The organism is Rhodococcus sp. PBTS 1 (genome assembly GCF_001620025.1).
GTDB lineage: Bacteria > Actinomycetota > Actinomycetes > Mycobacteriales > Mycobacteriaceae > Rhodococcoides > Rhodococcoides kroppenstedtii.
On the sequence record NZ_CP015219.1, the window covers coordinates 636,987 to 648,922 of the forward strand.

The 11,936-nt window shown below is 68.1% G+C and carries 12 protein-coding genes; 11 read left to right on the plus strand and 1 reads right to left on the minus strand.

The features are described from left to right. The first annotated feature begins 24 nt into the window (after positions 1 to 24). Positions 25 to 1,536 (plus strand): glycerol kinase GlpK, encoded by a 1,512-nt coding sequence (glpK, locus tag A3Q40_RS02925; protein WP_068099722.1) that lies wholly within the window; start codon positions 25 to 27, stop codon positions 1,534 to 1,536. Then, positions 1,533 to 3,239, plus strand: a complete 1,707-nt coding sequence (locus tag A3Q40_RS02930) for a glycerol-3-phosphate dehydrogenase/oxidase (protein ID WP_068099723.1) — start codon at positions 1,533 to 1,535, stop codon at positions 3,237 to 3,239. The genes glpK and A3Q40_RS02930 overlap by 4 nt, the downstream gene beginning before the upstream one ends. Before the next feature lie 70 nt (positions 3,240 to 3,309). Here A3Q40_RS02930 and A3Q40_RS02935 read toward each other — a convergent pair whose 3' ends face one another. Next, on the minus strand, positions 3,310 to 4,113 hold the full coding sequence (locus A3Q40_RS02935; RefSeq protein WP_068099724.1) for a formate/nitrite transporter family protein: 804 nt from the start codon (positions 4,111 to 4,113) through the stop codon (positions 3,310 to 3,312). A 345-nt stretch (positions 4,114 to 4,458) separates the two neighbouring features. Here A3Q40_RS02935 and A3Q40_RS02940 point away from each other — a divergent pair, with 345 nt between their 5' ends. The 9 genes from A3Q40_RS02940 to fbaA all read left to right on the plus strand — a co-directional run bounded on the left by A3Q40_RS02940 (position 4,459) and on the right by fbaA (position 11,747). Further along, complete coding sequence (locus A3Q40_RS02940; RefSeq protein ID WP_068099725.1) at positions 4,459 to 4,638, plus strand: hypothetical protein; 180 nt, start codon at positions 4,459 to 4,461, stop codon at positions 4,636 to 4,638. Further along, the gene (locus A3Q40_RS02945; RefSeq protein WP_068099726.1) at positions 4,635 to 5,027 is read left to right on the plus strand and encodes a hypothetical protein; all 393 of its coding nucleotides are present in this window, start codon (positions 4,635 to 4,637) and stop codon (positions 5,025 to 5,027) included. The genes A3Q40_RS02940 and A3Q40_RS02945 overlap by 4 nt, the downstream gene beginning before the upstream one ends. 256 nt (positions 5,028 to 5,283) lie before the next feature. Continuing rightward, positions 5,284 to 6,282 carry a substrate-binding domain-containing protein gene (locus A3Q40_RS02950; protein WP_068105021.1) on the plus strand — a complete coding sequence of 333 codons (999 nt, stop codon included), beginning with the start codon at positions 5,284 to 5,286 and terminating at the stop codon, positions 6,280 to 6,282. Between the two features lie 8 nt (positions 6,283 to 6,290). Further along, entirely contained in the window at positions 6,291 to 7,298 is a 1,008-nt protein-coding gene (locus A3Q40_RS02955) for an ABC transporter permease (protein ID WP_068099727.1), read from the plus strand. Continuing rightward, positions 7,295 to 8,119: an ATP-binding cassette domain-containing protein gene (locus A3Q40_RS02960; protein ID WP_235606407.1), complete on the plus strand. Its 825-nt coding sequence runs from the start codon at positions 7,295 to 7,297 to the stop codon at positions 8,117 to 8,119. The genes A3Q40_RS02955 and A3Q40_RS02960 overlap by 4 nt, the downstream gene beginning before the upstream one ends. Next, positions 8,119 to 9,012 carry a PfkB family carbohydrate kinase gene (locus tag A3Q40_RS02965; RefSeq protein WP_068099728.1) on the plus strand — a complete coding sequence of 298 codons (894 nt, stop codon included), beginning with the start codon at positions 8,119 to 8,121 and terminating at the stop codon, positions 9,010 to 9,012. The genes A3Q40_RS02960 and A3Q40_RS02965 overlap by 1 nt, the downstream gene beginning before the upstream one ends. Before the next feature lie 5 nt (positions 9,013 to 9,017). Then, on the plus strand, positions 9,018 to 9,665 hold the full coding sequence (locus A3Q40_RS02970; protein WP_068105024.1) for a nucleoside/nucleotide kinase family protein: 648 nt from the start codon (positions 9,018 to 9,020) through the stop codon (positions 9,663 to 9,665). Positions 9,666 to 9,701: 36 nt separating this feature from the next. Next, the gene (locus tag A3Q40_RS02975; RefSeq protein ID WP_068099729.1) at positions 9,702 to 10,697 is read left to right on the plus strand and encodes a LacI family DNA-binding transcriptional regulator; all 996 of its coding nucleotides are present in this window, start codon (positions 9,702 to 9,704) and stop codon (positions 10,695 to 10,697) included. Positions 10,698 to 10,724: 27 nt separating this feature from the next. Further along, complete coding sequence (gene fbaA / locus A3Q40_RS02980; RefSeq protein ID WP_068099730.1) at positions 10,725 to 11,747, plus strand: class II fructose-bisphosphate aldolase; 1,023 nt, start codon at positions 10,725 to 10,727, stop codon at positions 11,745 to 11,747. Positions 11,748 to 11,936: the final 189 nt, after the last annotated feature.

Below are 11,936 nucleotides of genomic sequence, written 5' to 3' on the forward strand. Positions count from 1 at the left end.
CACCCCTGCCGAGATGGAGAACCGATGACCGAGCAGCGCTACGTCGCCGCGATCGACCAGGGCACCACGTCGACCCGGTGCATGATCTTCGACCACGCGGGCACCGTCGTGTCCGTCGACCAGAAGGAACACCGGCAGATCTTCCCGCAGGCCGGATGGGTGGAGCACGACGCCGTCGAGATCTGGGAGAACGTCCGCACCGTCACCGCCGGCGCGCTCGCGAAGGCCGACCTGACGCCGTCGGACATCGTGTCCGTGGGCATCACCAACCAGCGCGAGACCGCGCTCGTGTGGGACCGAAAGACCGGCGAGCCCGTGTACAACGCCATCGTCTGGCAGGACACGCGCACCGACCGCATCGTCACCAAGCTCGGCGGCGGCGACGCCACCAAGTACACCGCCACCACCGGCCTGCCCCTGGCCACCTACTTCTCGGGGCCCAAGGTCATGTGGATCCTCGAGAACGTCGAGGGTGTGCGCGAGCGTGCCGAGGCGGGCGACCTCTGCTTCGGCACCATGGACACCTGGGTGCTGTGGAACATGACGGGCGGCACCGACGGCGGCCTGCACTACACCGATCCCACCAACGCCTCGCGCACGCTGCTCATGGATCTCGATTCCCTCACCTGGGACGAGGGAATCTGCGCCGACATGGGTATCCCCATGTCGATGCTGCCCGAGATCAAGAGCTCCTCCGAGGTGTACGGCAAGGTGCGCGAGCGCGGTTCCCTGCGCGGCGTACCCATCGCCGGCATCCTCGGCGATCAGCAGGCCGCCACCTTCGGGCAGGCGTGCCTGTCGCCCGGTGAGGCCAAGAACACCTACGGCACAGGCAATTTCGTGCTGCTGAACACCGGCACCGACAAGGTGATGAGCAAGAACGGTCTGCTCACCACCGTCTGCTACAAGATCGGCGACCAGCCCACGGTCTACGCGCTCGAAGGATCGATCGCGGTCACCGGTTCGCTGGTGCAGTGGTTGCGCGACAACCTCGGCATGATCGCCACCGCCGCCGACATCGAGAACGACGCGAAGTCGGTCGACGACAACGGCGGCGCCTACTTCGTGCCCGCGTTCTCCGGTCTCTTCGCGCCGCACTGGCGGTCCGACGCGCGCGGCGCCATCGTCGGTCTGACGCGGTTCGTCAACAAGGGCCATCTGGCGCGAGCTGTGTTGGAAGCCACTGCGTATCAGTCGCGCGAGGTCATCGAGGCCATGAACGCCGACTCCGGCGTCGACCTCGAAGTGCTCAAGGTCGACGGCGGTATGGTGGTGAACGAGCTTCTGATGCAGTTCCAGTCGGACATTCTGGGTGTCGACGTGGTGCGGCCCGTGGTCGCCGAGACCACCGCACTGGGCGCCGCCTACGCCGCCGGACTCGCCGTGGACTTCTGGGCGAGCGAGGACGAGATCCGCGAGAACTGGGCCGAGGACAAGACATGGACACCGTCCATGGACGACGCGGAGCGAGAGAAGCTCTTCGCCGGGTGGAAGAAAGCCGTGACGAGAACACTCGATTGGGTCGATGACGAATGACAACCACCAGCACAGCACTGAGTCCCGACGCGCGTCGTGAGGCGTTGCGCCGCCTCGCCTCCGAAGAGATGGACGTCCTGGTCATCGGCGGCGGTGTCGTCGGTACCGGGGCGGCGCTCGACGCCGTCACCCGCGGCCTGAAGGTCGGTCTCGTCGAGGCGCGGGACTACGCCGCGGGCACGTCGAGCCGATCGTCCAAGCTCTTCCACGGCGGCCTGCGCTACCTCGAGCAGTTCAACTTCTCGTTGGTGTTCGAGGCCCTCAAGGAGCGGTCCCTCGTTCTCAACGACCTGTGCCCGCACCTCGCGCGCCCGGTCCCGTTCCTCTACCCGCTGCTCAAGGTGATCGACCGGCCGTACGCGGGGCTCGGCATCGGGGTGTACGACGTCATGGGCGCCGGTCGCGGCGTGCCGTCGCACCATCGCCATCTGGGCAAGAAGAAGACGCTCGAGGCCTTCCCCTCCGGCAAGCGCTCCGCGCTTCGCGGCGCCATCAAGTTCTACGAGGGCCAGGTCGACGACGCCCGGCACACCATGATGATCGCGCGGACCGCCGCGGCGTACGGGGCGTTGTGCGTCAACAGCACTCGCGTCACCGGATTCCTGCGCGACGGTGACCGGGTGATCGGCGTCGTCGCGACGGACCTCGAGACGGGGGAGTCGTTCGAGATCGCGGCCAAGCATGTCATCAACGCGGCCGGCGTCTGGACCGACGAGATCCAGGAGATGCTCGGTGGCCGTGGGCAATTCCAGGTGCGCGCCTCCAAGGGTGTCCACCTGGTCGTGCCGCGCAACCGGATCAACGCGGCGGCGGGCATCATCACCCGGACGTCGAAGTCGCTGCTGTTCGTGATTCCGTGGGGGAGCCACTGGATCATCGGCACCACCGACACCGACTGGAAGCTCGATCTCGCGCATCCCGCGGCGAGCAAGAGCGACATCGACTACATCCTCACCGAGGTCAACCGGCTCCTGCAGGATCCGCTGGACCACGAGGACGTCGTCGGCGTCTACGCCGGACTGCGCCCGTTGCTCTACGGCGAGTCGGATTCCACCAGCACCCTCTCGCGCGAGCACGCGGTGTCCAGCCCGGTCCGCGGCCTCACGGTCATCGCGGGCGGCAAGTACACCACCTACCGCGTGATGGCCAAGGACGCCGTGGATTCCGCGGTGCACGGTCTCGAGCGCCGGGTTCCCGAGTGCGTCACCGAGAAGATCCCGCTGCTCGGCGCGGAGGGGTACTACGGCCTGTGGAACTCCCGCGAGCTCGCTGCGCAGCGCGCCGGGATGCGGGTGGGGCGGATGGAGCACCTGCTCGGGCGCTACGGATCCCTGGTCCACGAGGTGCTCGCGTTGATCGACGAGCGGCCCGAGCTCGGGCAGCCCCTGGAGACGGCGCCGGCGTACCTCAAGGCCGAGGCGGTCTACGCCGCCAGCCACGAGGGCGCGCAGCATCTCGACGACATCCTCACCCGTCGTATTCGCGTGTCCATCGAGCTCGACGACCGCGGTGAGGCCGCGGCCTCCGAGGTCGCCGCGCTGGTCGCCCCCATCCTCGGCTGGGACGAGCAGCACGTGGCCGACGAGATCGAGCACTACCGCAAGCGCGTTGCCGCGGAACGGGAATCGCAGATGCAGCCGGACGACGAGACCGCGGACGCCGCGCGGCTCGGGGCGCCGGACGTGCGAGTGCCCGTGGCTTGATCGCTCTCGCGCCGTGCGCCTTTTGCACATCCAGGGATGTGCAAAAGGCGCACGACGAGCGCAGCTCGGCTCACGAGTGCCGCTCCTCCTTCACCAGTTCCTTCGTGCGCACGAGGCGAAGGACCGTCACCAGCATCACGCCACCGACGATGTTGAAGCCGACCGTGTACCCGAACCACTCGATCCACTGCACGTAGTCGACCTCCGCACCGGCATGGATGGCGCCGAAGATCAGCAGCGAGTCCAGGATCGAGTGGAACAGCTGCAGCCCGGCGAGCAGGAATCCCGCAGCCATGGCCGCGATGATGCGGGCGACGTCCGACGACGTTCCCTGTTGCATCCTGGTCAGCAGCGTCATGGTGCTGCCGCCGAGGATCGCCAGACAGATCGACTGCGTGTTGAGCGGCGCGTCGACGAAGTGGTGCGCCGACTCGGACAGCACGGCGCGCCACTGCGGAAATGCTTGCGCCACAAGCCACATCACGCCCCACCCGCCGACCAGGTTGGCCAGCAGTGTGCCGATCCACAGCTTGGCAAGTTGGGCGGGCGTGCCGTCGCGGGAGACCACCGCGGCGACCGGCATGAGGAAGTCCTCGGTGAACAGCTCGCTGTGCGCGAGGTAGATCGCGACGAGTCCGATGCCGAACGCCAGTCCGGCGAGCAGGTGACTCCCCGTCTCGTCCAGGACAGCGACATAGGCCATCACGCCCAGGGCCACTTCGAGTCCACCGAACAGGCCGGTCACGATCACCGCCCGCACGGTCCGGTGCAGGCGCTCTGCCCCCTCGGTCACGACGGCGTCGAAGCTCGACTCCAATTCTTCCTCGACGGGTCCGTCGTTGTCGCCGTCGTTGCGGCGCGCTTCCTCGCTCATCACTCGGTGTACCCCGCGAGGGGGACGGCTACCGCCGGGCACCGGTACCCCGCCCCATGCCTCACCGCACACAACTCGCCCGAATCGCCGGGAACCCACCCATCGACGTGTCCTGTGTGCAGCCCCGCAGCATCGTCCCCCGGAGTCCTGAGTCGGGCGGGGCAGCGCGGTGGCTCACCTCCATGACTCACCGCACACAACTCGTCCGGATCGACGGGATCCCGGCCGTTCCGTCGTCTTGTGTGCAGCCACGCAGCACCACCCCGTGGAGTCGTGGAACCGATCCGACCCGCGCCCGCGTCCAATCCCCGAGCAACCGCACCACCGCACGAGGAGGAAACGCCGATGTCCGACGGCACGACCAGCGATCGCAGCGAGTACGTGGAGCCGCACATCCAGGAGCGGAACGTGCTTCCCGACGGCACCACCATCCAGCTTCGGACCGCCAGCAAGCGCGGCGGGCCCGTCATCGACATCGCGCCCGGTGACGGCGGCCGTATGATCCGAGTGGCGACCGCACGATGAACGTGGAACTCGAGACCGAGCTGCTCGCCGACATGGAGGACGACTGGATGCCCTTCTGGGGATTTCACACCATCGTCTCGTCCCTGACCCCCGAGCCGGTGTCCCCGGAGGACACCGCCCGTGTGATCGAGACCCTGCTCCGGAGGGGACTCATCACCCTGGGTCAGCTGGCGTGGAACGACGTGGGGCGCGAGGTGTGGGACGTGCCCCCGAGTGTGGCCATGGAGCGGATCCGATACGGCCACAACGGTAAACACGGATACGCGTCCGCGCCGAGCTGGGAGCACCTCATGACCACCGAGGTCATGCGCGCGGACCTCACCCCGCTGGGCGAGGAGCGTCTGACGGAACTGGCGTCGAGTGAGCGGCCGGTGAAGCCGGTGCAGTAGACGGCGTACAGCACCGCCTGCTGCACCGGATCGGGGCGATGCCGGCGCGAACCCCCATGCCTCACCGCACACAACTCGCCCGAACCGCCGGGAACCCACCCATCGACGTGTCCTGTGTGCAACCAGGCCGCCACGCCCACGGAAACTCGAATCGGACATCTCCACGCAAACGCTTACGCAAACGCTTGCGCCCGTCTTACGCTCCCCCGGTCACGCGATGCGGTCGGCGTCGCGCCCGTCGGACAAGGGAGTCCACATGTTCGAAACTCGCAGCAGGACCACGCTCACCGTCGGCGCGGTTCTCATGGCCGGTTCGTTGGCGCTCGGCCTCACGGCCTGCAGCAGCTCCGACTCGGACAGCGTCAAGGTCGGTCTGATCACCAAAACCGATTCCAACCCGTACTTCGTAAAGCTGCGCGAGGCCGCCCAGGCGCAGGCCGAGAAGGACGGCGCCGAGCTCATCGCCCTCGCCGGCGCGTTCGACGGCGACAACGAGGGCCAGGTTTCCGCGATCGAGAACATGGTCGGCCAGGGTGTGAAGGGCATTCTCATCACGCCGAACTCGTCCACCGGCGTGCTCGACGCCATCCAGAACGCCCGCGATGCCGGTGTCGTCGTCATCGCGCTCGACACCGCGACCGACCCCGAGGACGCGGTCGACGCCACGTTCGCCACCGACAACCGCGCGGCCGGCGTCAGCCAGGGTCAGTGGGTCAAGGCGGCCCTGGGCAGCACCGCTCCGCAGCTGGTCATGCTCGACGGCACCGCCGGCGGCACCGTGGACTCCTTCCGCCACGAGGGCTTCCTCGAGGGCATGGGCCTCGCCGAGGGTGCGCCGCAGATCGTCGGCCAGGAGAACACCAACGGCGATCAGACCAAGGCGCAGACCGCCATGGAGAACCTCATTCAGCGCGCACCGCAGACCAACGCGCTCTACACGATCAACGAGCCCGCCGCGGCCGGTGCCTACCAGGCCATTCAGGCCGCCGGTAAGGCCGACCAGGTCACCATCGGCTCCATCGACGGCAGCTGCACCGGCGTCGCCGACGTCAAGGCCGGCAAGATCGGCGCCACCGTCATGCAGTTCCCGGCCAAGATGGCCGAGCAGGGCGTGCAGGCCGTCGTGAAGTTCGCGCAGGACGGCACCAAGCCCAGCGGTTTCAACGACACCGGCTCGGTCCTCATCACCGACAAGCCCGTCGCCGGCCTCGAGTCCCAGGACACCACCTGGGGCGCCGAGAACTGCTGGGGCTGAGTCGTCCCATGACCAGCAGCAACACCGCCGCCGCCCCGGCGACGGAGAAGCCCCCGGTGTCGAGCCGGTTCACGGTGGGCAACATTCTCCGTGAACCGCTCCTCGGCCCTATGGTGGCCCTGGTTCTCGCCGTCATCGTGTTCAGCGCGATCTCGGACTCGTTCCTCAACCCGCAGAACGTCTCGCTGATCCTGCAGCAGTCGGTCGTCGTCGGAATCCTCGCTGTCGGACAGACTCTCATCATCCTGACGTCCGGCATCGACCTCTCCATCGGTGCGGTCGCCGTGTTCGGCACCATCGTGATGGCGCAGACCGCGGGCGCCAACGGCCCGATGGTCGCGCTCGGGTCGACCCTGCTGGTGTGCCTCGCGTTCGGGGCGATCAACGGCGGTCTGGTGACGGTGCTCCGGCTACCCCCGTTCATCGTCACCCTCGGCACCTTCACCGCGATCCAGGCGGCGACCCGCCTGCTCGCGGGGTCGGAGACCTACCGGGTGGAGCAGGGCCCGCTGACGTTCCTCGGCACCTCGTTCAAGATCGGCTCCTTCTCGACGACGTACGGCGTGGTCGCGATGCTGCTGGTCTACCTGGTGATGTGGTACGCGCTGTCCCAGACGTCGTGGGGCAAGCACATCTACGCGGTGGGCGGTAATCCGCAGGCGTCCAACCTCTCCGGTATCAAGTCGGGGCGCGTGCTGTTCTCCGTCTACATCGTCACCGGGGTCATCGCGGCCATCGCCGCGTGGGCCGCGTTGGGCCGCATCCCGAATGCCGATCCGAACGCGTACCAGAACGCCAACCTCGAGACGATCACCGCGGTGGTCATCGGTGGGACCAGCCTCTTCGGTGGTCGCGGCGGCGTCATCGGCACGCTGGTCGGCACCCTGATCGTCGGCGTGCTGCGCAACGGTCTCACCCAGGCCGGCGTCGACAGCCTCTACCAGAACATCGCCACCGGCATCCTCGTCATCGTTGCGGTGGCCGTGGATCAGTTCGCCCGCAGGAGGTCTCAGTGACGACGGTGGAGAATCCCGGCGGTACGTCCGGGAGTGCAGCCACGGGCGTCCCCGTGCTCGAAGCGCGCGGACTGGTCAAGCGGTACGGCAACGTCACGGCCATCAACGGTGCGGACTTCGAGCTCCGTGCCGGCGAGGTCCTGGCCGTCATCGGCGACAACGGCGCCGGAAAGTCCAGTCTCATCAAGGCTCTCGCGGGTGCGGTGATCCCGGACTCGGGCGAGATCCTCATGAACGGGACGGTGCAGTCCTTCAAGAACACTCGTGACGCGCGGGCCGCCGGTATCGAAACCGTGTACCAGGACCTCGCCGTCATCCCGGCGCTCGACATCGCGTCCAACCTGTACCTCGGACGCGAGATCAAGCGAAAGGGTGCGATGGGCAGTGTGTTCCGTCGTCTCGACATGCCGCGGATGCGGCAGGAGGCGTCGCAGCACCTCGCCGATCTGAAGATCGGCATCAAGTCGGTGAACCAAGCGGTGGAGACCCTCTCGGGTGGCCAGCGTCAGGGTGTGGCGGTGGCGCGTGCGGCGGCGTTCGGTCGCGGCGTCATCATCATGGACGAGCCGACGGCGGCCCTCGGTGTGCGGGAGTCGGGGATGGTCATCGACCTGATCCGGTCGATCCGTGATCGCGGCATCCCCGTGGTGCTCATCAGCCACGACATGCCGCACGTGTTCGAGGTGGCCGATCGCATCCACATCCACCGCCTCGGCAAGCGCGCCGGTGTGGTGGATCCGAAGCAGCGCAGCATGTCCGAGGTGGTGGCGCTCATGACCGGCGCCACCGAACCCACCGACTCGGAACGCGCTGGTCTGTAGTGACACCTCCCCGCGGCGTCTTCGTCGGACTCGCGACGCTCGACGTGATCCACCGCATCGCGGCTCCGCCCGCGGTGAACCAGAAGATCACGTCGAGCGCGCAGTTCGTCGCGGCCGGTGGACCGGCCGCCAACGCGGCGGTCACGTTCGCCGCGTTGGGCGGACAGGCCGTTCTCGTCACGGCGCTCGGTGACGAGCCGGTCGCCGACCTGGTGCGGGCCGACCTGGCGCGCCACGGTGTGGAGGTGCACGACGCCGCGGCGGGCACGGTGCGACCCGTGCCCGTCTCGGCGGTGTCGGTGGTGGAGACGACGGGCGATCGATCCGTCGTCTCGCTCGACGCGGTGGCGTCCGAGGCCACGCCACCGCCCGATCTCGACGACGTCCTCGGCGGTGCCGACGTCGTCCTCGTCGACGGCCATCACCCCCGCCTCGCTCGTGCCGCAGCCGAGTCGGCGTCGCGGACGGGCAGAAGGGTCGTCGTCGACGCCGGCCGGTGGAAGCCGGTCATGGCCGATCTCGTCCCGTGGGCGTCGGACATGGTGTGCTCGGCCGACTTTCGTACCCCCGGTTCGGACGACGCCGAAACGACCGCGTCGTCGCTGATCGACGACGGCGTCCCGACGGTCGTCACCACTCACGGCGGCGACCCCATCCGGTGGCGGGTGGGAACGGAATCAGGGGCGGTCGACGTCCCGGCCGTCACCGCCGTCGATACGCTCGGTGCGGGCGACGTCTTCCACGGCGCGTACGCCTGGTTTTCGACGGACGGTGAGAGCAACCTCACCGACCGTCTCGCGCGCTCGGCGCGCGTGGCTGCTCTACGGTGCTCGGTGGTGGGACCGTGGTCCTGGATCGAACACGTTCCCTCCCTCGACTTTCGAAAGCGGTGACCGTCATGAGCGGCCAGGACGTGCAGGACGCCTCGTTCGACGAGCTCGTCGCGTGGGCGAGTGCGCTGGCGGTGCCGGGGCAGCGGCGCATCCTCGGTCTCACGGGTGCTCCCGGTGCGGGCAAGTCGACGGTGGCGGCGGAGCTCGTCGCGGCCCTCGGGTCCGACCTCGCGGTCCTCGTCCCCATGGACGGCTTCCATCTGGCCAACGAGGTGCTGATCGACCTGGGCCGGCGTGATCGCAAGGGTGCCCACGACACGTTCGACGACGACGGGTACGCCCGGTTGATCGAGACCCTCCGCGCGCAGACGACGGACGCACCACTGGTCTACGCGCCGCGCTTCGACCGGGACCTCGAGGAGTCCATCGGCTCGGCCGTACCCGTGCGTGGCGACGTTCCCCTGGTGGTCACCGAGGGGAACTACCTTCTGCTCGACGTCGACGCCTGGCCGCGCGCCCGTCGTCACGTCGACGAGGTCTGGTTCCTGGCCCCGGACACCGACATTCGGCACGAGCGCCTTCTCCGTCGCCATCTGTCCTACGGCAAGACGCCACAGGAGGCGTCGTTCTGGACGCTCGGGTCCGACGAGCGCAACGCCGAGCTCATCACCTCCACCGCGGTGCATGCCGATCGCGTTCTGCGATTGCGATGACGGTCGTGTCGTCGACGTCGTTCGAGGTGGCCTGACATGGCCACCATGGGCGACGTCGCACGCCTGGCCGGAGTGTCGGTGTCGACGGTGTCGCACGTGCTCAACGAGACTCGCAAGGTCAACGCGACCACGCGCGAACGCGTCGAGTCCGCCATCGCCGAGACGGGCTACCGTCGCAACGTCGTCGCGCGGTCGCTGGCGGCGGGGCGCACGCACACCATCGGCCTGTCGATCTCCGCGCTCACCAACCCGTATTTCGGCAGCCTGGTGCACGCCATCGAGGAGCGTCTCTCGGCCGCCGGTCTGGTGATGTTCCTCGGGGATTCGCACGACGATCCGGCGGCGGAACGACGCGTCGTCGATTCGTTGCTCGACCGACAGGTCGACGGCATCATCGTCGCGCCGTCGGCGGACGCGGAACGGAAGACCATCCCGACGATCCAGGCCAACGGAACGCCGTTCGTCCTCATCGACCGTGGCGTCGAGATCCCCTGCGACCAGGTCGCTCCGGAGAACGTCGAGTCGGCCGCGCGGCTGACCGAGCACCTGCTCGATCTCGGCCACCGCCGTATCGCGGTGGTGCGCGGTCTGGCCGGCATCACGTCGTCCACCGAGCGGGTCGACGGGTTCTTCCGCGCGATGGCCGACCGTGGACTCGCGATCGATCCCCGCCACGTTCTCGACGGACATTCCCGTGTCGACGACGCAGAACATGCTGTGCGCGAGGTGTTGTCCGCCCCCGATCGGCCCACCGCCATCGTCAGCCTCAACAATTCCATGACCATCGGCACCGTGAAAGCCGCACGGGCACTGGGTCTTGATATCCCGTCCGACGTCGCGCTGGTGAGTTACGACGACTTCGAATGGTCGGACCTGTTCGAGCCGCGCCTCACCGCCGCGGGGCAGGACGTCGGCACCATGGGCCGTGCCGCCGTGGACATGCTGCTCGAACGGATCGACGGGTACGACGGGCCGGCGCGCCGTGTGCAGGTGCCCACCAGCTTTCATCACCGCAATTCCTGCGGGTGCTGAACCACTCTCGACCAGAACAGGATTCCCATGCCGATCGCGACTCCGGACCAGTACGTCGCCATGCTCGACCGCGCCAAGGAGGACGGGTTCGCCTACCCGTCCATCAACGTCACCAGCTCGCAGACACTGAACGCTGCGCTCCAGGGCTTCGCCGACGCGGAGAGCGACGGCATCATCCAGGTGTCGGTGGGGACGGCGCTCTACCTGTCGGGCAACCGCGTGCAGAACCGGTTCGCCGGGTCGAAGGCGTTGGCGCTCTACGCCCACGAGGTGGCGGCGCACTACCCGGTGACGGTGGCACTGCACACCGACCACTGCCCGGCCGAGAACCTCGACGACTGGGTGCGCCCGCTCCTCGCTGACTCCGTCGAGCGACGAAGCCGCGGTCTCGACCCGCTGTACCAGTCGCACATGTGGGACGGGTCCGCCGTGCCGCTCGACGAGAACCTCTCCATCGCACGGGAACTGCTGGACCGCTCGGTCGAGGCGAACACGCTGCTCGAGATCGAGGTCGGTGTCATCGGCGGCGAGGAGGACGGGGTGAGTCACGAGATCGACGAGAAGCTGTACTCCACCGTCGACGACGCCCGCGCCACCGTCGCTGCACTGGGTGCGGGGGAGCGGGGTAGGTACCTGACCGCTCTGACGTTCGGCAACGTGCACGGCGTCTACAACCCCGAGTCGGTGCACCTGCGACCCGAGCTGCTCGACGAGATCCAGACCGTCGTCGGCGGCGAGACCGGCCGGGACAAGCCGTTCGACCTGGTATTCCACGGTGGGTCCGGATCGTCGGCCGAGGACATCGCGGCGGCCGTGCGGGCCGGCGTCGTGAAGATGAACATCGACACCGACACCCAGTACGCCTTCACGCGGTCCATCGCCGGCCACATGCTGAGCAAGTACGACCAGGTGCTCAAGGTCGACGGCGCCTACGGCAACAAGAAGGCCTACGACCCCCGCTCCTGGGGCAAGCCCGCCGAGCACGCCATGGCCGCGCGGGTGGTGGAGGCGACGCAGATGCTGGGGTCCGCCGGGCGGGCGATGCGCTGAGGCCGCGGCCTCCCGACCTGCCTGGCTGCACACAGGTCGCCCGAATCGACGGCATACCGCCGATTCGTGTGAATTGTGTGCGCCTGCGCAGGTAGAGCGAGATCGATTCACCGCGATTTGAACTGTGGCGTTTCCTCCCGATTGCGCCGATCGTCGACAGGTCGGTGTTCGGTCGATCGGAAGGCACGC